This window comes from Cryptosporangium minutisporangium (assembly GCF_039536245.1).
Classification (GTDB): domain Bacteria; phylum Actinomycetota; class Actinomycetes; order Mycobacteriales; family Cryptosporangiaceae; genus Cryptosporangium; species Cryptosporangium minutisporangium.
Map to the genome: position 1 here is coordinate 69960 of NZ_BAAAYN010000007.1, position 21971 is coordinate 91930.

The 21971-nt window shown below is 72.7% G+C and carries 22 protein-coding genes; 18 read left to right on the forward strand and 4 right to left on the reverse strand.

Features of this window, described 5'->3' with window-relative positions; genetic code table 11:
* Window positions 1-85: 85 nt before the first annotated feature.
* Window positions 86-931, reverse strand: a complete 846-nt coding sequence (locus ABEB28_RS06820; protein WP_345727116.1) for a YaaA family protein — start codon at window positions 929-931, stop codon at window positions 86-88.
* Window positions 932-1067: 136 nt separating this feature from the next.
* Here ABEB28_RS06820 and ABEB28_RS06825 point away from each other — a divergent pair, with 136 nt between their 5' ends.
* A complete protein-coding gene (locus ABEB28_RS06825; RefSeq protein ID WP_345727117.1) occupies window positions 1068-1859 on the forward strand; it encodes a VIT1/CCC1 transporter family protein in 792 nt (263 codons plus the stop codon).
* Window positions 1860-1868: 9 nt separating this feature from the next.
* Here the strand turns inward: ABEB28_RS06825 and ABEB28_RS06830 are convergent, their stop codons facing one another.
* Entirely contained in the window at window positions 1869-2564 is a 696-nt protein-coding gene (locus ABEB28_RS06830; RefSeq protein WP_345727118.1) for a nucleotidyltransferase domain-containing protein, read from the reverse strand.
* Window positions 2565-2826: 262 nt separating this feature from the next.
* On the opposite strand from ABEB28_RS06830, the gene ABEB28_RS06835 reads away from it, so the two are divergent.
* Both ABEB28_RS06835 and ABEB28_RS06840 read left to right on the forward strand, forming a co-directional pair.
* The gene (locus tag ABEB28_RS06835) at window positions 2827-4038 is read left to right on the forward strand and encodes an MFS transporter (RefSeq protein WP_345727119.1); all 1212 of its coding nucleotides are present in this window, start codon (window positions 2827-2829) and stop codon (window positions 4036-4038) included.
* 75 nt (window positions 4039-4113) lie between these two features.
* On the forward strand, window positions 4114-4878 hold the full coding sequence (locus ABEB28_RS06840) for an HAD family hydrolase (protein ID WP_345727120.1): 765 nt from the start codon (window positions 4114-4116) through the stop codon (window positions 4876-4878).
* 224 nt (window positions 4879-5102) lie between these two features.
* On the opposite strand, the gene ABEB28_RS06845 is transcribed toward ABEB28_RS06840, so the two are convergent.
* Window positions 5103-5531, reverse strand: coding sequence for a ferritin-like domain-containing protein (locus ABEB28_RS06845; protein ID WP_345727121.1), 429 nt, complete (start codon window positions 5529-5531; stop codon window positions 5103-5105).
* Complete coding sequence (locus tag ABEB28_RS06850; protein WP_345727122.1) at window positions 5528-6145, reverse strand: twin-arginine translocation signal domain-containing protein; 618 nt, start codon at window positions 6143-6145, stop codon at window positions 5528-5530. The genes ABEB28_RS06845 and ABEB28_RS06850 overlap by 4 nt, the downstream gene beginning before the upstream one ends.
* 150 nt (window positions 6146-6295) lie before the next feature.
* Here ABEB28_RS06850 and rimP point away from each other — a divergent pair, with 150 nt between their 5' ends.
* The 15 genes from rimP (at window position 6296) to ABEB28_RS06925 (ending at window position 21924) form a co-directional block, all read left to right on the forward strand.
* The gene (gene rimP, locus ABEB28_RS06855) at window positions 6296-6823 is read left to right on the forward strand and encodes a ribosome maturation factor RimP (RefSeq protein WP_345727123.1); all 528 of its coding nucleotides are present in this window, start codon (window positions 6296-6298) and stop codon (window positions 6821-6823) included.
* Complete coding sequence (gene nusA / locus ABEB28_RS06860) at window positions 6820-7884, forward strand: transcription termination factor NusA (protein WP_345727124.1); 1065 nt, start codon at window positions 6820-6822, stop codon at window positions 7882-7884. Before rimP ends, nusA begins: the two co-directional genes overlap by 4 nt.
* Window positions 7885-7892: 8 nt before the next feature.
* Window positions 7893-8255 carry a YlxR family protein gene (locus ABEB28_RS06865; RefSeq protein WP_376981266.1) on the forward strand — a complete coding sequence of 121 codons (363 nt, stop codon included), beginning with the start codon at window positions 7893-7895 and terminating at the stop codon, window positions 8253-8255.
* Window positions 8256-8358: 103 nt separating this feature from the next.
* Window positions 8359-11598 (forward strand): translation initiation factor IF-2, encoded by a 3240-nt coding sequence (gene infB, locus ABEB28_RS06870; protein ID WP_345727125.1) that lies wholly within the window; start codon window positions 8359-8361, stop codon window positions 11596-11598.
* A 62-nt stretch (window positions 11599-11660) separates the two neighbouring features.
* A complete protein-coding gene (locus tag ABEB28_RS06875; protein WP_345727126.1) occupies window positions 11661-11957 on the forward strand; it encodes a DUF503 domain-containing protein in 297 nt (98 codons plus the stop codon).
* A 54-nt stretch (window positions 11958-12011) separates the two neighbouring features.
* Entirely contained in the window at window positions 12012-12503 is a 492-nt protein-coding gene (gene rbfA, locus ABEB28_RS06880) for a 30S ribosome-binding factor RbfA (RefSeq protein WP_345727127.1), read from the forward strand.
* Between the two features lie 176 nt (window positions 12504-12679).
* Window positions 12680-13696: a DHH family phosphoesterase gene (locus ABEB28_RS06885; RefSeq protein ID WP_376980713.1), complete on the forward strand. Its 1017-nt coding sequence runs from the start codon at window positions 12680-12682 to the stop codon at window positions 13694-13696.
* The gene (truB, locus tag ABEB28_RS06890) at window positions 13693-14613 is read left to right on the forward strand and encodes a tRNA pseudouridine(55) synthase TruB (protein ID WP_345727185.1); all 921 of its coding nucleotides are present in this window, start codon (window positions 13693-13695) and stop codon (window positions 14611-14613) included. The genes ABEB28_RS06885 and truB overlap by 4 nt, the downstream gene beginning before the upstream one ends.
* A 78-nt stretch (window positions 14614-14691) precedes the next feature.
* Window positions 14692-15702: a bifunctional riboflavin kinase/FAD synthetase gene (locus tag ABEB28_RS06895; RefSeq protein ID WP_345727129.1), complete on the forward strand. Its 1011-nt coding sequence runs from the start codon at window positions 14692-14694 to the stop codon at window positions 15700-15702.
* Between the two features lie 169 nt (window positions 15703-15871).
* Window positions 15872-16141, forward strand: a complete 270-nt coding sequence (rpsO, locus tag ABEB28_RS06900) for a 30S ribosomal protein S15 (protein WP_345727130.1) — start codon at window positions 15872-15874, stop codon at window positions 16139-16141.
* A gap of 314 nt (window positions 16142-16455) precedes the next feature.
* The gene (locus tag ABEB28_RS06905; protein ID WP_345727131.1) at window positions 16456-18693 is read left to right on the forward strand and encodes a polyribonucleotide nucleotidyltransferase; all 2238 of its coding nucleotides are present in this window, start codon (window positions 16456-16458) and stop codon (window positions 18691-18693) included.
* Window positions 18694-18703: 10 nt separating this feature from the next.
* Window positions 18704-20149 carry a M16 family metallopeptidase gene (locus ABEB28_RS06910; protein WP_376980709.1) on the forward strand — a complete coding sequence of 482 codons (1446 nt, stop codon included), beginning with the start codon at window positions 18704-18706 and terminating at the stop codon, window positions 20147-20149.
* 2 nt (window positions 20150-20151) lie between these two features.
* Window positions 20152-20901 carry a 4-hydroxy-tetrahydrodipicolinate reductase gene (gene dapB / locus ABEB28_RS06915; RefSeq protein WP_345727133.1) on the forward strand — a complete coding sequence of 250 codons (750 nt, stop codon included), beginning with the start codon at window positions 20152-20154 and terminating at the stop codon, window positions 20899-20901.
* A 1-nt stretch (window position 20902) separates the two neighbouring features.
* Window positions 20903-21445, forward strand: coding sequence for a hypothetical protein (locus ABEB28_RS06920; protein ID WP_345727134.1), 543 nt, complete (start codon window positions 20903-20905; stop codon window positions 21443-21445).
* Between the two features lie 80 nt (window positions 21446-21525).
* Window positions 21526-21924 (forward strand): TFIIB-type zinc ribbon-containing protein, encoded by a 399-nt coding sequence (locus ABEB28_RS06925; protein WP_345727186.1) that lies wholly within the window; start codon window positions 21526-21528, stop codon window positions 21922-21924.
* Window positions 21925-21971 lie beyond the last annotated feature (47 nt).

Here is a 21971-nt window from a genome sequence, read left to right on the forward strand (position 1 = left end):
ACGGGCGTCCGCCTGGCTGGGGACAACCCGCACGACCGCCGGAACGATCACGGATCGGGCGGGTGGGAACCCGCCCGATCCGTGATCATTCGCGGACGGCGGCGGCTGCGGCGGCGCGCTTGGCGGCTGGGGTGCCTGCGGGAGGCTCGTAGAGCAGTACGTCGACGCCGTGCGGGCCGTGGCGCTCGGCGGCGAGACCGGCCTTGGTGGCCACCCGCACCACGTCGTCGGCGGACGCCACGGTGGCGGTGGTGGTCGCCAGCGCCCGGGCGAGCAGGCCCTTCGCGTGCTTGTTGAAGTGGCTCACCACCGACCGGCCGCCGTCCGGCGCGACGTAGAGCACCCGGACGTTCACCGCACCGCGCGCCGGTGCGAGCGCGGCGTACGCCCCGGACCGGAGGTCGACGACGAGCCCGGGAAGGTCGGCGAGCACCGGTCCGAGCACCGGCTTCCACAGCGCGCCGAGCGTTCCGACGCCCGGCAGCCGCGACCCGGCGGAGAACCGGTACGCCGGGATCGGATCGCCGCCCCGCACCGCACCGAACAACGCGGACGCGACGACCACCCGGTCGGCGGCCCGTTTACGCTGCGCCGGGGTCAGCCCGGCCGGGTCGAAGGCGTCGTAGAGCACGCCGGTGTAGCGGAAAAGGGCCGGGCTGGTCGGCGCCGTGGCGAGCACCGCGTCGAGCTCCAGTTGGTCGCGCTGCCCGGCGGAGAGGCCCAGCGCCGCCAGCGCGGGCGCCGGGTCGCCGGCCACGGCCTCCGCCGCCAGCGCGGTCAACGCCGTGAGCAGGCGTTCCCGCACCGGCCGGAGCGCCGGGAACGCCAGCGCGCTCAGGTCCAGCGCCGGCCCGTCGCCGCCCGGCCGCTTCGTCTCCGACGGCGGAAGCAGCAGGGTGAGGGGAGCCTTCTCCCGGGCGACGCGTGCCATGCGGCGAGACTTACACACGGACCTCCTTCCGACTAAGAGCGGGCGGGTGGGGGGCGTAGGGCTGGAGGGTGGGTGGCGTAGGGCTGGACGGTGGAGGCCCCGGGACCGAGTCGGCCGGGGGAGAAGGAGAACGATCATGGACGAGACGCCACCCACTGCGGCGGCGGCCCCGACCGAGGACGCGGCGCCTCCCGGGAGTGCGGTGGTGACGGGCGGTGCGGTGCCTGAGGACGACGCGTTGCTGACGCCGCACCACGGAGACGTCGCCGGCGGGTGGCTGCGCGCTGCGGTGTTCGGCGCGATGGACGGGCTGGTCACCAACATCTCGCTGATCGCGGGCGTCGGCGGTGGCGGCGTCGACCGGGGCGCGATCGTGCTCACCGGCGTCGCCGGACTGGTCGCCGGCGCGGTCTCGATGGCGCTCGGCGAGTACACGTCGGTGCGGACGCAGAACGAGCAGCTCGACGCCGAGGTGGCGAAGGAGCGCCGGGAGCTACGCCTGCACGGTGCCGCCGAGCGGCGGGAGTTGGTGCTGCTGCTGCAGCGCGCCGGCCTCTCCAGGGACCTGGCCCAGCGGATCACCGCCGAGGCGGCCGGCAAGCCCGACCTGGAGCTCCGGCTGCACGCGCTCACCGAGCTGGGCGTCGTCCCGGAGGAGAAGCCGTCGCCGTGGACAGCGGCTGCGTCCTCGTTCGTCTGCTTCGCGGTCGGCGCGCTGGTGCCGCTGGTGTCGTTCCTGCTGGGCTCGGACGAGTTGTGGCTCGCGCTGGCGATCGGCGGGGTGGGGCTGTTCGTCGCCGGTGCGCTGGCCACCCGCGCGACCGCGGGGCGGTGGTGGGCGGGCGGACTTCGTCAGCTGGTTCTGGGCGCCGCGGCAGCCGGCGTGACATATCTCATCGGTCGTCTGATCGGTGCCACGGTGGCCTGAGACGCCGCGTCAGAGCGGATCGGCGTCGGTGGGGCAACCGCGTCGGCTGAGCTCGGTGGCCTGTTGCTCGAGGCGGTCCCGCAGCTCGACGAGGTCGAGCCCGGCGACGCCGGTACGGCGGGCGGCGTCGGCGCGGCCGCGGAAGTAGGTGCGGGCCAGCAGGCCCTCGGTGATCGCGGTCGCGATCCGGGCTTCGGCGAGGAGTAGCAGTGCGCCGTCCTCGTCGTGCCACTGTCCGGCGTGGACGGCGTCGGTCAGTAGCTCCCACGCCGCACACCACGCCTCCCGCGCCAGCGCGCTGAACTCCCGCGGAGTGGCCTCGGCCAGGCGCGCGAGGTGGGCGTCGCGCAGTCCGGCGAGCCAGTTGCCGTCGTCGTCGAGCGGGCGGACGTGCAGGTACCGGTCGGCTTGCAGGGGCCAGTCGGTGGTGAGGGTGCGCGCCCGGGCCAGCAGGTCCTGCTGGGCAGCCACCGTGAGGTCGACCAGCTGCCCGCCGAGGCGCCGACGCGTGGAGCGCGGACCGCCGCCCGGCCGGTACGTGACCACGACCAGCGACACCGCCGTGCCGTCCCGGTCGTCGTCGTGGGCGAGCGCACCGGTCCCGCCGATCGCGGCGACCTCGGCCCGCCAGCGCCGGCGAATTCGTCGCGCGAGATCGGCTGCGAGGTGGTCGCGGGCAGCGGCGGTCGCCGAGGGAGGGGGCACCCGGCCATCCTGCCGTGCGTGCCGATGGGCATACGTGGGTCTCGCCGGGCGCTACTCTCCCGGTGTCCGTGTTGCGGGTGATATCGGAGGCACTTTCACGTTCCGCTTGAGATTGCGATTGAATGTGCGCAATATATGTGGACGAAAACGACCACTCGGCAGCGGGTGGGCCGACTCGTGCGAAGGAAGCCGAAGGCGACCATGACCGGTTCCGGGGCGGCGCCGGCTGTCTCGATCCTCGCTTCAGCGAGCTGCTGAGGCGATGGAGTCCACCACCGAAGGAGCGGCCGAGGCGGTTCGGTCGGTGCCACCCGGCTACCGGGCGGTGCTCCGGCACCCGGTCGCCGGGAGGCTCGTCGCCGTCAGGTCGGTCTCCGAGCTCGGCGACTTCATCGGTCTCGCCGCGTTGCTGCTGCTCGGATACCAGCTGACCGGGTCACTGCTGGGCGCGGCCGCCGTCTACACCGCGCGGGCGCTGCCGGCGATCCTGGTGGCGACGCTCCTCGGCGGCTGGCTGGACGTCACGCCGCGTCGTCGCACGCTGAGCCTGCTCGCGCTCGGTGGCGCGGCCGCGCTCCTGTTCCCGATCGTGTTCCCGGCCGCCGCGACGGCGCTGGTGGCGTCGGCGATCCTGGGCGCGGTGCGCGCGGCGTACGTGGCCGTGACGACGGCGGTGGTCGCCGAGTCGGTGGACCGGGCGATCCAGCTGCCGTACTTCGGCATGGCCGCGACGATCAACTCGCTGGTTCAGGTCGGTGGGATCGCGGTGGGCTCCGGCCTGGCCGTGACGCTGGGGCCGCGGGTGGCGTTGCTCGTCGACCTGCTCTCGTTCCTGGTCGCCGCCGTGATGCTGGCGCGGTTGCCGGTCGGTGCGCGACGGGAACGACGTCACCGGCTGCCGCCGGGCGCCGGGTTCGTGCTGATCTGGCGGCAGCCGACGCTGCGGGCGCTGGCGCTGCTGACCTGGGCGACGCTGGTGTGCAGCGTGCTCCCGGAGACCGTCGCGACGAACGCACCCACCGGCTGGATACCGGCGGTGATGGTGTCGTCCGCGCTGGGTGGCGCGCTCTTCGCCGCAGTGATGGGCCGGCGTCGATTCTTGGAGCGGCCACTGAACCAGGCCCGCACCGCCGCGGTGCTGGGGGCCGCGCTGGTAGCCGGTGCACTGGTGCTGTTCTCCGGGCAACACCCGTTGTTGCTGGCGCTGGTGAACACCGTGATCGGCGCGGCGACCGGCTGGACCGTCGGTGCCCAGGCCACGTTCGCCCGGCTCGCTCCGGCCGGGCGGATGGGACAGGTGGAGGCCACGATGATCGCGTCCAACGTGTTCCTCGAGGGCGTCGGCGTGCTGCTGCTGAGCCTCGTCGCGGTGGCGGTCGGGTCGGACGGCGCCGGCTACCTGACCGGCGGGGTGCTGGTGCTGGTCGCGGCGGCCACGACCACACGATCGCTCCGGGCGATCGGGAGCGCGTGACGGGCATCGCCGGCTCTCCGCGCCCCTGACCGGCGGCCCGGAAAAGTGTCGTACCGGCGTGGGAAAGTGGCCTCCATGGTGAAGGCGATTCTCTTCGACTGGGGCGGCACGCTCACCCCTTGGCACACGGTCGACGCGAAGGCGCTCTGGCGGACGATCGCCACGGAATGCAATCTGCTCCCGGCCAACGGCGGGACGGAGACGAGTGCGGCGCCGGACCGTCCGGTCGCCGACGAGGCGCCTCTGGCGACCGTCGAGCAACTGGTCGACGCGCTGCTGGCCGCCGAGGACGCGGCCTGGGCCCGTTCTCGCGACGAGCACACGTCCGCCACCATGGCCGACGTCTGCGCGGCGGCGGGCATCGCGCTCACCGCGGACCTGCTGGCCGCCCACGAGCGGCACTGGGAGCCGCACACGTACACCGATCCGGACGCCGCCGCGGTGCTCGCCGAGCTGCGGTCGCGGGGCCTCAAGGTCGGGCTGCTCTCGAACACGGTGTGGAACCGGGAGCACCACGAGCGGATCCTCCAGCGCGACGGCGTCCTCGACCTGTTCGACGGTGCGGTGTACACCAGCGAGATCCCGTGGACGAAGCCGCATCCGGAGGCGTTCCGCGCGGCGATGGACGCGGTGGGGGTCGACGACCCGTCCGCCTGCGTGTTCGTAGGCGACCGGCTGTTCGACGACATCTACGGCGCGCAGGCGGCCGGCATGCGGGCGGTGCACGTCCCGCACAGCGCGGTGCCACCGAGCCAGGTCGGGCACACCGTCGGTGCGCCGGACGCGGTGATCCAGCGACTCACCGACCTACTCCCAGTCGTCGACGCCTGGTGTCAGTAAGCGCCGCCAGGCGCGTGCTCTGACTGTGAGGCTGGTGTTGTCGGCTCGTTCGATGGTGGGCTGGCGGCTGGCAGTGGTGGGCGTGACCCGTGTTCTGACTGGCCTGTGTGCGCGGAGCCCGCCCAGGACGAGGCTGGCAGTCGAGCGCGAGGACGCCGCGACCTTGGCCTTGGTGTCTCAAGTCCTCGCGCTCGCCTGTCAGGCTCCCCTGGGCGGGCCGCCCACTAAGAGCCGGGCCACGCCACTGTCGGGGCCTTACCCGGCTCCGACACCGAGCGCCACTGCGCACCGCGCACCGCGGAGCCGACCAGGGCGTCCAGCGCGACCTCGCGCGCCGTGCCGGACAGCTCGCCGAGCGCCGAGCGCCACACCGCCGCGGCGCGGGTCTCGACCTGGACGCCGAGCGCCAACGCACCCGCCCGGTCGGTCACCGGTGAGGGCAGCTGGTAGGCGGGCGCGGCCGGGGCGGGCGTCGCACCGGCGGTCGTGATCAGGTCGGCGACCGCGTCCCGCTGCTGGCGGTGCGCGAGGTCCGCGGCGCGGGCCCAGGCCAGCTCGTCGCCGGTCAGGTGAGCGCCGATCACCCCGTAGGCGAAGACGGCGGCGTGCTCGGCGGCGAGCGCGAGATGGAGCCGGTCGGTGGAGCGGCTCACGCGAGCGCCACCTCGTGCGACGCCTCCGCCGCACTGATGCTGCCGAGCACGACGATCCGTTCCGAGGCACTGGCGGCGTCGCCGGTGCCGCTTCCGGCGGTCACCGCGAGGCAGGCCGAGCGGGACCGCGCCGAGGCGGTGCGTTCGGCCGCCCGGAGTGCGACCAGCGCGGCGGCACCGTCGGTGCTGACTGCGGGGGCGGACGTCGCCGGTGAGGGTCCGGGAACCGGCGGGGTGGCCCGCGCCAGCGCGGCCCGGCGCCGGGCGTCCAGCAGCTCCAGCAGGGCGTCCCGGTGCTCCCGGTGGGCGTCCCGGAGCGGGGTCAGCCGGGCGGCCAGGTCGCCGTGCGCGGCGATCGTCGCCTCGTAGAGATCCAGCAGCGTCTGTTTCTCGGCGACCAGCGTCTCCAATGGGTCGGTGGCGACGGCGGGCACCGCCGGCTCCGGCTCGATCAGCCCGCAGCCGGCCACCGCACCGGCCGCGCCGGCGCCCAGCAGTCCACCCAGCACCGAACGCCGGCTGAGGCCACGTCTGCGTGCGGGAAGATCGTGCGAGGGGCCGGCGGGGGACGACGGGAGCCGCCCGAGGCGGATGCGGCGCGCAGCGGTGGGCACCCCGATAGTTTCCCAGTCGGCCGGACGCGTGCCGGATGGAGGGCCGCTCGTCACGAACCGTTAGGCTGTGACCAGGTCGCCGGCGCTCGTCGGCGCGTACCCGCAGAGTGCCCCCACAACTGCACAGTGACCACCGTTCGGAGGTGTCGGATGCCAGCCCCGCAGGCGATGCGCTCCCGGATCGTCGCGTTGGTCGAACCCGTGGTCAAGGCCGCCGGCTACGACCTGGAAGAAGTTGCAGTCTCGTCGGCCGGCCGCCGGACCGTGGTCCGCGTCGTGGTCGACACCGACGGTGGGATCACGCTGGACGACATCGCCGCCGTTTCACGCGACGTGTCCGCCGCGCTGGACGAAACCGACGCTGCCGGTGGTTCGGCCTTCGGGACCGGCCCGTACACGCTGGAGGTCACCTCGCCCGGCGTCGATCGGCCGCTGACCGAGCCCCGCCACTGGCGCCGGAAGGTGGGCCGCCTCGTCACCGTCCGTATTGGTGACAAGAGCGTGACCGCCCGCATCACCGAGGTCGACGACCAGGGCGTGCACCTCACCGACGACCGGGGAGTCCGTACGGCCACGTTCGCCGAACTGGGTCCGGGCAAGGTGCAGGTGGAGTTCGCTCGGCCGACCGCCAAGGCGGAGGCCGGCACCGACGAAACAGAAGAAGGAGGAGACCGGTGAACATCGACATCGCGGCGCTGCGCGCGGTCGAGCGGGAGCGGGAGATCTCCTTCGACACGATCATCGAGGCGATCGAGACCGCGCTGCTGACCGCGTACAAACACACCGGCCACGCGCACCCGGACGCCCGGGTCGAGGTGAACCGGAAGACCGGCGCCGCCACCGTGTGGGCCGCCGAGCGCGACGAGGACGGCACCGTCCTCCGGGAGTTCGACGACACCCCGGACGACTTCGGTCGGATCGCCACGATGACCGCCAAGCAGGTCATCCTGCAGCGGCTCCGGGACGCCCAGGACGAGATGACGTTCGGGGAGTTCGCCAGCCGCGAGGGCGAGGTCGTCGCCGGTGTCATCCAGGCGCACGAGTCCCGGACCGAGCGCGGCATCGTCTCGGTCAGCCTGGGCAAGATCGAGGCCACGCTGCCGCCGGCCGAGCAGGTGCCGGGGGAGACCTACCAGCACGGCGCACGGATCAAGGCGCTCGTCGTCCACGTGGCGAAGGGCATGCGTGGCCCGCAGGTGACGCTCTCGCGGACCCACCCGAACCTGGTGCGGAAGCTGTTCGCGCTGGAGGTCCCGGAGATCGCGGACGGCACCGTGGAGATCGCGGCCGTCGCCCGTGAAGCCGGGCACCGTTCGAAGATCGCGGTCCGCGCCACCGTGGCGGGCGTCAACCCGAAGGGCGCGTGCATCGGTCCGCTCGGGGCCCGGGTCCGCGCCGTCATGAGCGAGCTGCACGGTGAGAAGATCGACATCGTCGACTGGGCGGAGGACCCGGCCCGGTTCGTCGCGAACGCGCTCTCGCCGGCTCAGGTGCGGGCGGTCGAGGTCGTCGACGCCGACGCCCGGTCGGCGCGGGTGACCGTGCCGGACTTCCAGCTGTCGCTGGCGATCGGCAAGGAAGGCCAGAACGCCCGCCTCGCGGCGCGGCTGACCGGCTGGCGGATCGACATCCACAGCGACGCCGAGCAGACCGCTGCACCGGAGGCAAATGAGCCGGAAGGGGCCAGTGCGGCAACCGTGGGGGAACCGGACGCTTCGGTCCCAGGCAGCGCGGGGTAGACTGGCCTGTGGTTCGCCGCATCCGTCCGGCGCCGTCCCCGCATGGCCGCTCTCCAACGCGGACTTGTGTGGGATGTCGACAGCGAGCGGCAGCCACCGAGCTGCTGCGCGTCGTCGCGGTCGAGCGTGGGGATTCCCGCGTTACCGTCCCCGATCCGGCGCGTCGGCGACCGGGGCGGGGCGCTTGGCTGCATCCCGACCCAGCGTGTTTCGTACTGGCGGAACGGCGTCGCGCCTTCGGGCGTGCGCTACGGGTCCCCGGTGTCCCTGACGCCGGAGCCGTCCGCGAGTATTTGACCCAGCTCGGACCCGCACGATCGGAAGTACCCGAAGGACTGGGCAACCCGCCCGGACCCACGGACGAAAAGTAGGTCTCCCGGTATGAGCGTGCGATGAAGTCTCTGCGATGAGCAAGCTTCGTGAGTAACTAGAAGGTCGAGCGGGTATGCCGCCCGGCCTCGGAAGAGGAGTGCAGTGGCAGGCAAGGCCCGCGTACACGAACTCGCCAAGGAACTCGGCGTCCCCAGCAAAGATGTGCTGAACAAGCTGAAAGAGCTCGGGGAGTTCGTGAAATCCGCGTCGTCCACGATCGAAGCGCCGGTGGCGCGTCGGTTGCGGGAGGCGTACACGTCGCCGTCCTCCGGCGGTAACGGAGGGCGCAAGCCGGGACCCCCGAGTGGTCCCCGGCCGCCCCGAAACATCCCATCCCCGGCGTCGATGGCCCGCCCGCAGGGCACGGCCAGCGCCCAGGACATCGAAGTCAAGGCCGAGCAGGCTCGGGCTGCCGAGCTGAAGGCGGCCCAGGAGGCCGCCGCACGTGCGGCGGCCGAGGCGCCGGCCGAGCGTCGGCCCGCAGCGCCCGGACCCCGTCCGGGCCCGCGTCCGGCCCCGACCCCGGAGGTGTCGGCTCCGACGCCCCCGCCGACGGCTCCGCCCGCCGGTCCGGTCCAGGGCGGTCCCCGTCCCGGCCCGCGTCCGGCCGGCCCCGGCCAGCGTCCGGCGCGTCCGGGCAACAACCCGTTCGGTGTCGGCCCCGGCACCCCCACGCAGCCCCCGCGTCCCGGCCCTCGGCCGGCACCGGCGGCGCAGGGTGGGCAGGCTCCGGCCGGCCCGACCGCCGGCGGTCCGCGTCCGGGCCAGGCCGGCCCGCGTCCGGGTCCGCGTCCCAGCCCTCAGCAGGGTGGTGACCGTCCCGGCGGCCCGCGTCAGGGTGGCCCCGGCGACCGGCGTCCGGGCCCCGGTGGCCCGCGTCCGGGCGGTCAGTCCGGTGGTCCCGGCGGTCCGCGTCCTGGCGGTTCGTCCGGTGGTCCCGGCGGCCCGCGTCCGAACCCCGGCATGATGCCGCCGCGGCCGAACCCGGGCATGATGCCCGGTCGTCCGGCCGGTGGCCCTGGTCGTGGTGGCCCCGGTGGCCGTCCGGCCGGTCCGGGTGGCGGCGGCGCTGGCCGTCCCGGTGGTGGCGGTGGCTTCCGTCCCGGTGGCGGCGGTGGCGGCGGCGGTCGTCCCGGTGGCGGTGGCGGTTTCCGCCCCGGCGGCGGTGGCGGCGGCGGTACCGGTGCGCCCGGTGGCGGTTTCCGTCCCGGTGGCGGTGGCGGCGGTGGCCGTCCCGGTGGTGGCGGTGGCTTCCGTCCCGGTGGCGGCGGTGGCGGCGGCGGTCGTCCCGGTGGCGGTGGCGGTTTCCGCCCCGGCGGCGGTGGCGGCGGCGGTACCGGTGCGCCCGGTGGCGGTTTCCGTCCCGGTGGCGGTGGCGGCGGTGGCCGTCCCGGTGGTGGCGGTCGTGGCCGCGGCGGTGCCGCGGGTGCGTTCGGCCGTCCCGGCGGTCGTGGCCCGGTTCGTGGACGGAAGTCCAAGAAGCAGAGGCGTCAGGAGTTCGACAACCTCTCCGCGCCGACGATGGGCTCGGGTGCCCCGCGCGGTAACGGCGAGCTCATCCGGCTCCCGCGTGGCGCGTCGCTCTCCGACTTCGCCGACCGGATCAACGCGAACCCCGGTTCGCTGGTCCAGGAGGCGTTCGGTCTCGGCGAGATGGTGACCGCGACCCAGTCGTGCACCGACGAGACGCTGCAGCTGCTCGGTGTCCACCTCGGCTACGAGGTGCAGATCGTCAGCCCCGAGGACGAGGACCGTGCGCTGCTTGCGCGGTTCGACATCGACCTCGACCAGGAGTACGACGACGAGAAGCTGGTCACGCGGCCGCCGGTGGTCACCGTCATGGGCCACGTCGACCACGGTAAGACGAAGCTCCTCGACGCGATCCGGCACACGAAGGTGGCCGAGGGTGAGGCCGGCGGCATCACCCAGCACATCGGTGCCTACCAGGTCGACGCGCACGTCAACGGCGAAGACCGTTCGATCACGTTCATCGACACCCCGGGTCACGAGGCGTTCACCGCCATGCGTGCTCGTGGGGCGAAGTCGACGGACATCGCAATCCTCGTGGTCGCGGCCGACGACGGTGTGAAGCCGCAGACGATCGAGGCGCTCAACCACGCCCAGGCGGCCGAGGTGCCGATCGTGGTCGCGGTGAACAAGATCGACAAGGACGGCGCGAACCCGGCGAAGGTGCGGCAGCAGCTCACCGAGTACGGGCTGGTCGCCGAGGAGTACGGCGGCGACACGATGTTCGTCGACATCTCGGCGAAGTCCCGGATCAACATCGACGGGCTGCTCGAGGCGGTCTGCCTCACCGCGGACGCGTCGCTGGACCTCCGGGCTCCGGTCGACGTGCCGGCCCAGGGTGTCGCGATCGAGGGTCACCTCGACCGTGGCCGTGGTCCGATCGCGACCGTCCTGGTCCAGCGCGGCACGCTCCGCGTCGGCGACTCGATCGTCGCCGGTGAGGCGCACGGTCGCGTCCGGGCGATGCTCGACGACAGCGGTTCCCAGGTCGCCGAGGCGGGTCCGTCCAGCGCGGTGCAGGTGCTCGGCTTCACCGCCGTGCCCGGTGCCGGCGACACGTTCCTGGAGGTCTCCGAGGACCGGGTGGCCCGGCAGATCGCCGAGCAGCGGCAGGCGCGCGAGCGCAATGCCCAGCTCGCGGCGACCCGTGGGCGTCCGACGCTGGAGACGCTGCTCGAGCGGATGAAGGAAGGCGAGAAGACCCAGCTCAACCTCATCCTCAAGGGCGACGGTTCGGGTGCGGTCGAGGCCCTCGAGGACGCGCTGGCGAAGCTCGAGATCGCCGACGAGGTCAGCCTGCGGATCATCGACCGCGGTGTCGGTGCGATCACCGAGACCAACGTCATGCTGGCGTCGGCCTCCGACGCGGTCATCATCGGCTTCAACGTCCGGCCCCAGGGCAAGGCGAGCGAGCTGGCCGACCGCGAAGGCGTCGACATCCGCTACTACTCGGTCATCTACGCGGCGATCGAGGACATCGAGAATGCCCTCAAGGGCATGCTCAAGCCCGAGTACGAAGAGGTGCAGCTGGGTACCGCGGAGATCCGTGAGGTCTTCCGCTCCAGCAAGTTCGGCAACATCGCCGGTGTACTCGTCCGTAGCGGCGACATCCGCCGGAACACCAAGGCCCGCCTCATCCGGGACGGGGCCGTGGTGGCCGACAACCTCACGATCGGATCGCTCAAGAGGTTCAAGGACGACGTCACCGAGGTCCGCGAGGGCTACGAGGCCGGTATCGGTCTCGGCTCCTTCAACGACATCAAGGTCGACGACGTCATCGAGACCTTCGAGATGCGGGAGAAGCCCCGAGCGTAAGTGGGTGCGGGCGGTCGGCCGGGTAGTACCCCGGCCGACCGCCTGCTCTCGGGAGGATTCGAGTGTTCACCGGCACGTTGGAATTCGACGTGGTGCTGCCGCCGGACAGCCGCAGCCTCAAGGCCAAGCGGGCGTACGTCCGGCCGGTGGTCGCCGCACTCCGTCGCCTCGAAGTGTCCGCCGCCGAGGTGGGTCTCCAGGACCTGCACGGACGGGTGGCGATCGGGGTAGCCACGGTCTCCAGCACGGCGAGCCACGTCGGCGAGGTACTCGACGCGTGCGAGCGGCTGGTCGCCGGGCGTCCGGAACTGGAACTGCTCTCGGTACGTCGTCGGCTGCACTCCAGCGACGACGACTGAGCCCTGCGTACTGCCGGGCCGCCCGCGCGGCCGCCCGGTGAGGAGTGAGACACGATGGCTGACGCAGCACGGGCGAGGAAGCTCGCCGTCCGGATCCGGGAGATCGTCGCGGAGACCCTCCGGACGCAGGTCAAGGACCCGCGCCTCGGCATGATCACGGTGACCGACGCGAAGGTCACCGCTGACCTGCACGACGCGACGGTCTACTACACCGTCTACGGCGACGAGACGGAGCGCGCCGCGACCGCTGCGGCGCTGGAGAGCGCGCGGGGCGTCCTGCGTAGCGCGGTCGGGCGTCAGACCGGGGTGCGGTTCACGCCGACGCTGGCGTTCAGCCTCGACGAGGTGCCGAACACCGCCAAGCACATCGACGACCTGCTGGCCGAGGCCCGCGCCGCGGACGCCGAGGTGCAGCGGAAGGCGGCGAGCGCGAGCTACGCGGGCGAGCCCGACCCCTACCGCCACGAAGACGAGGACGCGGACGAGGAGACGCCGGCCGCACCGGCCGACGCCCCGATCGACGTTCCGGGCGGGGGCCGCGCGTGAATCCGTCCGGAACGGGCGGGACCGTCCTGCGGTCGGGTCGGGCCCACCGCCGGACGGCCACCACACGTGCGGTGTACGGTCCGGACGTGCAAGCCGACCGGAGTGCGGCGAACGGTTACGGATCGCAGGTCAACGGCTCTGACCCGGCCGTGGCGCCGGGCGGGTCCGGCCGAGAGGTGACCGGCGCGATCTCCGAGGACGCCTGGCTGCGTGCGCTCACGCTGCTGCGTGCGGCCGGGGAGCAGTCGGGCGGCATCGTGCTCGCCTGCCATCTCAACCCGGACGGCGACGCGCTCGGCAGCATGCTCGCCACCGGGCTCGGCCTGCGTCAGCTCGGAATTCCCGTGCAGGCCTCGTTCAGCAACCCGTTCCGGCTGCCGCAGGCGCTGACCCAGCTGGCCGGCCGCGAGCTGCTGGTCCCCCCGGAGGAGGTCGTCGCGCAGCCGGACGTCCTGATGACGTTCGACACCGGCAGCGTCGACCGGCTCGGTGACCTCGCGCCGCTGGTGGCCGCCGCCGGCGACGTCATCGTCGTCGACCATCACGTGACCAACGGCGGGTTCGGCACCCACAACCTGATCGATCCGCAGGCGGCCGCGACGGCCGTCGTCGTCGACGAGCTGCTGTCCCGGCTGGGCGTCGAGCTGGACGCGGCGATCGCCGAGTGCCTCTACGTCGGACTCTCCACCGATACCGCCTCGTTCCGCGGTGCCGCGACCTCCCCGTCGACGCACGAGCTGGCGGCGCGGCTGCTCGCGACCGGCATCCGGCCGGACGAGATCAGCCGCCGCCTCTACGACGCCCGCCCGGTGCGGTCGCTGCACCTGCTCGCCGACGTCCTCGGCCGGGTGGTGCTGGAGCCGGGAATCGCCGGTGGAGCCGGTCTGAGCTGGTCCTACGTCACCCAGGACGACCTGTCCAAGCACGGGTTGGGCATGGAGTGGGTGGAGGGCGTGGTGGACATGATCCGCGGCGCCGAGGAGAGCACGGTTGCGATGGTCGCCAAGCAGACCGGCCCCGGCGAGTGGTCGATCTCGCTGCGTTCACGCGGCTCGGTCGATGTCGGAGCGCTGTCGGTGCGGCTCGGCGGGGGTGGCCACCGGCTCGCGGCCGGGTTCACCGGGCGTGGCCCTCTCGAGAACGTGGTGGACGCCCTGCGCGCGGCCCTCGACGCGGTACCGGTGACGAGCTGAGCGCCCGAACGGACCGGCGTCCCGCGACCAGCGGCCTGGTCGTCGTCGACAAGCCTGCCGGTATGACCTCGCACGACGTCGTCGGCCGCATGCGGCGGATCGCCGGAACCCGCAAGATCGGGCACGCCGGAACGCTGGATCCGATGGCGACCGGCGTGCTGGTGCTCGGCGTCGAGCGGGCGACGAAGCTGCTCGGCCACCTGACGCTCACCGCGAAGACCTACGTCGCGACGATCCGCCTCGGGTACGCGACGGTCACCGACGACGCGGAGGGCTCGCGGCTGGACGGCGCCAGCGCCGCCGACGTGCCGCTGGACGACGTCCGTACCGGGATCGCGGCGCTGACCGGATCCATCGACCAGGTGCCGTCCGCGGTCTCCGCGGTCAAGGTGGCCGGGCGGCGGGCCTACGACCGGGTGCGGTCCGGCGAGGAGGTCGAGCTGGCGGCCCGCCGGGTGACCGTGTCCCGGTTCGACCTGCTGGCCGACCGCCGTCCGGAGCCGGACCTGCTCGACCTGGACGTGATCGTCGAGTGCTCGTCCGGCACCTACATCCGCGCGCTCGCCCGTGACCTCGGCCGAGCGCTCGGGACCGGCGGCCACCTCACCGCGCTGCGGCGGACCCGGGTGGGTCCGTTCACCGATCAGGACGCCCGGACGCTCGACGAGCTGGCCGCCGCCGCGGACGCCGGAGAGGATCCGGTCACACTCGGCCTCGACGACGCGGTGAACGCAGCGTTTCCGCGGCGCGACGTCGACGGAGCCGCGGCGACCGTTCTCGGTCATGGCGGGCGGCTGCCGACGACGGGTCTGACCGGCCCGTACGGCGTCTTCGGCCCCGATGGCCGGGTGATCGCGCTGGTGCTGGAGCGGGACGGTGCGGCCAGGCCGGAGGTCGTGCTCCGGCCCTCCGGATGAGCGACCGCACGTGAAGGGCCGCGCGGCGGACGAACTAGGCTGAAGCCGTTAGCGGCTGGCGACGAGAGGCAGGCGGGCGTGCTGCGGTGGCGCGGGCTGGCGGAGAGCGCGCCGGACTGGAACCGGACCGTGGTCACGATCGGCGTCTTCGACGGCGTCCACCGGGGCCATCGGGCACTGATCGACGCGACCGTGCGGGAGGCGGCGGCGCTGCTGCCGGTGCCGAGGCCGTCCGGGGCTGAACCGCCGGAGGTTCCGCCGGTGGTCGTCGTGACGTTCGACCCGCACCCGGCCGCGGTCCTCCGCCCCGACGCCGTGCCGGACCGGCTGACGACGCTCGACCACCGCGCGGTGCTGATCGAGGGCCTGGCCGCCGACGGTCTCACCGTGGACGGCCTGTGCACGCTGCCGTTCACCCAGGAGCTGTCCCGGCTCGCCCCGGAGGAGTTCGTCCGTTCAGTGCTCGTCGACCACCTGCACGCGGCGGCGGGCGTCGTCGGCGAGGGGTTCCGGTTCGGCTACCGCGCGGCGGGCGACGTCGCGCTGCTCCGGACGCTCGGCGCCGAGCACGACTTCGAGGTACGCACGGTGCCGTTGCTCGCCGACGCCGACGGGACGGTCTCCAGCACCCGGATTCGGACCGACGTCACCGAGGGCGAGGTGGAGCGCGCCGCGGCGGCGCTGGGGCGGCCGCACCGGGTGGAGGGCATCGTCGTCCGTGGCGACCAGCGCGGCCGTGAGCTGGGCTTCCCCACCGCGAACTTGTCGTCGCCGCAGTACACGTCCGTGCCCGACGACGGCGTCTACGCGGGCTGGCTGATCCGCGACCCGGCCCGGCGGGCCGGCGAGCAGGAGACGCCGCTGCCGGCCGCGATCAGCATCGGGACGAACCCGACGTTCGCCGGGGAGCGGGCCCGCCGGGTCGAGGCGTACATCCTCGACTTCGACGCCGACATCTACGACGAGCGGGTCGCGGTGGACTTCGCCACCCGGCTCCGTCCCACGATTGCGTTCTCGTCCGTGGACGCGCTGATCACCCAGATGAACGCCGACGCCGCCCGGGTGCGGGAACTGCTGCTCGGCGGCTGACGTCGGTCGGCGCGACCGGGGCACTGCGTGACCCGTCAGCCCGCGCGCTGGATTCGTCGTTGGGTATCGGGGCTGGTAGCGTGGGGCCAACGCCGGGTTGACCCCGGCGGTGTGCAGGCTGCCCTCGTGACCACGACCGGGGGCCACACCGAAGAGATCAGGAGAGCTAGTGGCGCTCGCTCAGGACGTCAAGCAGCAGATCATCGCCGAGTACTCGACGGTGGAGAACGACACCGGCTCACCGGAGGTGCAGGTCGCTCTGCTGACTCGGCGGATCAGTGACCTCACCGAGCACATGAAGGCGCACAAGCACGACCACCACAGCCGCCGTGGGCTGCTGCTGCTGGTCGGCCGTCGTCGTCGGCTGCTCAACTACCTCGCCAAGACCGACATCAACCGCTACCGGTCGCTCATCGAGCGACTCGGCCTGCGCCGCTGACGTCGACGGGGAGCGACCTACGGGTCGCTCCCCGTTCCGCATGAGGGGTCGTCCGGCCCCGAACGCAGTACCGTGAAGCAGTATCCGGAGTACCGGACGAGACGCGGGATCCCGCGCGCGAATGGCCGGTCCTCGGTAGTGCTCACTTGTGGCCTGGCGGCCCGTTTTTGGCCTCAACGGTTGCTGTCAGAACCTGGACGCACCGCGCCCCGCCACAAGTTGGCTCGATCGAAGACCGGCATGAAATGCCGCTCGGGTCCTCCGTATCGCACCGGTGCTGATGAAGCAGTACCGAACCAGGAGGATCAAGCTACATGTCAGAACACCCCGTGACCGAAGTCGTCGCGACCATCGACAACGGCTCGCACCCGTCCCGGGAGATCCGGTTCACCACCGGTCGGCTCGCCCGCCAGGCCGCCGGCTCGGTGACCGCCCAGCTGGGCGACACCATGGTGCTCTCCGCGACCACCGCGTCGAAGAGCCCGAAGGAGCACTTCGACTTCTTCCCGCTCACCGTCGACGTCGAGGAGCGGATGTACGCCGCGGGCCGCATCCCCGGCTCGTTCTTCCGCCGTGAGGGCCGGCCCAGCGAGGACGCGATCCTCACCTGCCGGCTGATCGACCGCCCGCTGCGCCCGACGTTCGTCAAGGGCCTGCGCAACGAGGTCCAGGTCGTCGTGACGGTCATGTCGCTCGACCCCGACACGCTCTACGACGTCGTCGCGATCAACGCCGCGTCGCTCTCCACCCAGCTCGCGGGCCTGCCGTTCAACGGCCCGATCGGCGCGACCCGGATGGCGTTCGTCAACGGCGACTGGATCGCGTTCCCGACCCACACCGAGCTCGCGACCGCCACGTTCGACATGGTCGTCGCCGGCCGCGTCACCGAGGCGGGCGAGGTCGCGATCATGATGGTCGAGGCCGAGGCCACCGAGGGCACCGTCGCGCTGATCGCCGGTGGCGCGCCCGCGCCGACCGAGGAGGTCGTCGCCGCCGGTCTGGAGGCCGCCAAGCCGGCCATCCGCCGCCTGGTCGAGGCGCAGGCCGAGGTGGCCGCCAAGGCCGCCAAGCCGACCGCCGAGTTCCCGGTCTTCCTGGACTACCAGGACGACGTGTTCGAGGCCGTCTCCGCGGCCGTCACCACCGAGCTGGACGCCGCGCTGCGGATCGCAGGCAAGCAGGAGCGCGAGGCCGAGCTGGATCGGGTCAAGCTGCTCGCGGTCGAGCGGGTCGGCGGTCAGTTCGAGGGCCGCGAGAAGGAGGTCGGCGGCGCGCTCAAGGCGCTGACCAAGAAGCTCATCCGCCAGCGGGTGCTGCGCGACAAGGTCCGCATCGACGGCCGTGGGCTCACCGACATCCGGACCCTCTCGGCCGAGGTCGAGGTGCTCCCGCGGGTGCACGGGTCGGCGCTGTTCGAGCGCGGCGAGACCCAGATCCTCGGCGTCACCACGCTGAACATGCTTCGGATGGAGCAGCAGCTGGACACGCTCGCGCCCGAGACGCGCAAGCGGTACATGCACAACTACAACTTCCCGCCGTACTCGACCGGTGAGACCGGCCGGGTGGGCTCGCCGAAGCGCCGCGAGATCGGTCACGGTGCGCTGGCCGAGCGGGCGCTGGTGCCGGTGCTGCCGAGCCGCGAGGAGTTCCCCTACGCGATCCGGCAGGTCTCCGAGGCGCTCGGCTCGAACGGCTCGACGTCGATGGGGTCGGTCTGCGCCTCCACGATGTCGCTGCTCAACGCCGGTGTGCCGCTGAAGGCGCCGGTCGCGGGCATCGCGATGGGCCTGATCAGCGACACCGTCGACGGGAAGACCGAGTACGTCGCGCTGACCGACATCCTCGGTGCCGAGGACGCCTACGGCGACATGGACTTCAAGGTCGCCGGCACCAAGGAGTTCGTCACCGCGCTCCAGCTCGACACCAAGCTCGACGGCATCCCCTCCGAGGTGCTCGCGGGTGCGCTCACCCAGGCCAAGGACGCCCGCCTCACCATCCTCGAGGTGATGATGGAGGCGATCGACGGCCCGGACGAGATGAGCCCGTTCGCGCCGCGCGTCACCACCGTGACGATCCCGGTCGACAAGATCGGCGCGGTCATCGGCCCCAAGGGCCAGATGATCAACTCGATCCAGGACGACACCGGCGCCGACATCACGATCGAGGACGACGGCACGATCTACGTCGGCGCCTCGGACGGCCCGTCGGCGCAGGCGGCGGTCGACCGGATCAACGCGATCGCGAACCCGACCATGCCGAAGATCGGCGAGCGGTACCTCGGCACGGTCGTCAAGACCGCGGCGTTCGGTGCGTTCGTCTCGCTGGTCCCCGGCAAGGACGGCCTGGTCCACATCTCGAAGCTGGGCAACGGCAAGCGGATCAACAAGGTCGAGGACGTCGTCAAGGTCGGCGACAAGATCCAGGTCGAGATCACCGACATCGACGCCCGGGGCAAGATCAGCCTGGTGCCGGTGCGGGAGGACGCCCCTGCGGCGGCCGCCCCGGCCGACGCGCCCGCGGACGCCGACGCCACCCCGGCCGCGACGTCGTGACGTCCCGCCAGTGACGTCTCGCGGGCAGTCCGCCCGCAGGGCGGCTCAGAACAACCCCACGGGGGCCCCGGCCAGCGCCGGGGCCCCCGTGGGCCCTGTCGACGTTCAGTACGGCGGCACCGTGCGCCGCACGGTCCTTCCGAACGGACTGCGCATCGTGACCGAGACGATGCCGACGGTCCGCAGCGTCTCGTTCGGCATCTGGGTCGGCATCGGATCCCGGGACGAGACCCCGCGCCTCGCCGGTGCGTCGCACTTCCTCGAGCACCTGCTGTTCAAGGGCACGCGTCGGCGCAGCGCCTGGGACATCTCCGCGCAGATCGAGGCCGTCGGCGGTGACACCAACGCGTTCACCGCGAAGGAGTACACCTGCTACTACGCGCGGGTGCTCGACAGCGACCTCCCGCTCGCGGTCGACGTCGTCTGCGACATGCTGACCTCCTCCCTGGTCACCGCGTCCGACCTCGAGGTCGAACGCCAGGTGATCCTGGAGGAGATCGCGATGCACGACGACGAGCCCAGCGACGTGGTGCACGACCTGTTCACCACCGCGCTCTACGGTGACCACCCGCTCGGCCGTCCGGTGATCGGCACCACCGAGTCGATCACCGCGATGAACCGCGCCCAGGTCGCCGGGTTCTACCGGCGCCGGTACACGCCGCCGCAGCTGGTGGTCTCCGCCGCGGGCAACCTCGACCACGACGAGACCGTGCGGCTGGTCGCGGCGGCGTTCGACGCGGCGAGCAGGGAGCTGCCCGGGGGCGAACCGGTCGCGCCGCGTCGGGGGCCCGTGGTGCGCCCGGAGCGACCGACGCTGGCGGTGCGCGCGAAGGAGACCGAGCAGGCGCACCTGGTGCTTGGCGTGCCGGCGCTGGACCGGCACGACGAGCGGCGGTTCGCGCTCGGCGTCCTCGACCAGGCGTTCGGCGGCGGGATGAGCAGCCGGCTGTTCCAGGAGATCCGGGAGCAGCGCGGCCTGGCCTACTCGGTCTACTCGTACGACACCCAGTACGCCGATGCGGGGCTGTTCGGCATCTACGCGGGCTGTGCCCCGCGCCGGGCCGCTGACGTGCTGGACCTGATGCGGTCCGAGCTCGACCGGGTCGCGACGTCCGGCCTCACCGACGAGGAGGTCGGGCGGGGCAAGGGCATGCTGCGCGGTGCGACCGTGCTCGGCCTGGAGGACACCGGCTCCCGAATGAGCCGGATCGGCAAGGCCGAGCTGCTGTACGGCAACATCCTCTCGATCGACGAGGTGCTGGCCCGCATCGACGCGGTGACGCCGGAGGACGTGCGGGCGCTCGCCGCCGACCTGTTCACCGGGCCGCTCTCGCTGGGCGTCGTCGGGCCGTTCGCGGAGACCGACTTCGACGGGTTCGATCTGGGCGGCAGCTCCGGGAGTTCCCGGGCCGCGGCCCGACGGCCGAGCACCACCACCACGGAAGGACGGGCGTAGACGTGGGAACGACGCGGGTCGGCGTGATCGGGGCGCGCGGGCGGATGGGCGTCCAGGCGGTCCGGGCGATCACCGCCGCCGACGATCTGGAGCTGGCGGCCGAGGTCGGCTCCGCTGATCCGCTCAGCGTGCTGACCGACGCCGGTGCCCAGGTGGTCGTCGAGTTCACCCGCCCGGACGCGGTCCTGGAGAACGTGCGGTGGTGCGTGGAGCGCGGGCTGCACGTCGTCACGGGTACGACGGGGTTCACGCCGGAGCGCCTGGACGTCGTCCGGGGCTGGCTGGCGGCGGCACCCGGGGTCGGGGTGGCGGTGGTACCGAACTTCGCGCTCGGTGCGGTGCTGATGATGCGGTTCGCGGAGCTGGCGGCTCGCTGGTTCGAGTCGGTCGAGATCGTCGAGCTGCACCACCCGCAGAAGGTGGACGCGCCGAGCGGCACCGCCCGGCTGACCGCCGAGCGGATCGCCGCCGCGCGGGCTTCCGCTGGTCTCGGTGACCTTCCCGACGCCACGACCGATGAGGTGCAGGGGGCCCGAGGCGCCACGATCGACGGCATCCCGGTGCACGCGGTCCGGGCCCGGGGCCTGGTCGCGCACCAGGAGGTGCTGTTCGGCGGGGCGGGGGAGACGCTCACGATCCGGCACGACTCGTTCGACCGGGTGTCGTTCATGCCGGGTCTACTGCTGGCGGTGCGACGCGTGGCCGACCGGCCGGGGTTGACCGTCGGACTCGATCCGCTGCTGGACGCCTGAGATGCCTCCGGCACCGCACGACGAGGGCGAACTGCCGCCCCGGACGCCGTGGCAGGCGGCCAAGCCGAAGCTGATCGTGGCCGTCCTGGTCGCGGTCCTCGCCGTCTACCTGGGCTTGGCGGTGGACCGGGCGCTCATCCTGTTCCAGACCGGTGACCTGGTCCTGGTCGGCCTGAGCATCGGGATGCTGATCCTGCCGCTGCTCGGTGCCTGGCTGGTCTGGCAAGAGATCAAGTTCGGCCGCGCAGCCCAGCGACTGGCCGACCAGCTCGCGGACGAGGGCGGGCTCCCGCTCGACGACCTTCCCCGACGGCCGTCCGGACGTCCCGTGCGGGAGGCGGCCGACGAGAGGTTCACGCTCCGTCAGGTCGAGCTGGAGGAGGACCCGGACGACTGGCGGCGCTGGTTCCGTCTCAGCCTGGCCTACGACGACGCCGGCGATCGGCGTCGGGCCCGGGCCGCGCTGCGGCGAGCGATCGCGATCCATCGCGGCTCGGCCGGGCCGCTGGCCCCCGGGGATGCGCGTACGGGGCAGAATCGCTAAGTGGAACCTGTGGACGGTCACCGACCGTTGACGGGACGAGCACGACGCCAGCCACACGACGAGGAGGTCACCCGGTGACCATGATCTGTCCGAAGTGCCAGGCACCGATGCGACAGTACGAACGAGCCGGCGTCACCATCGACCAGTGCAGCGAGTGCCGAGGGATCTTCCTCGACCGCGGTGAGCTGGAGCGGCTGGTCGACGCGGAAGACAAGTACCGCCGCGGGTCGCACGGGTCCCACGGGGCGCCCAGCGCGCCGCCGCCCGCGCCGGGGTACCCGTCGTCGCACGGGCAGCCCGCGTACGGGCAGCCCGGCTACGGCCAGCCCGCGTACGGCCAGCAGGCGTACCCGACCCACAGCTCGCACGCGCCGGGGTACGGGACCCACGGGTCCCACGGCGCGTACGGCCACCACGGTCACCGTCGCCACCGCGGGCACCGTCGGAACAAGTCCTTCTTCGACGACCTTTTTGGGTGAGCGGCCCGCCCAGGGGCGAGCCTGACGGCCGCGCGCAAGGCCTTGAG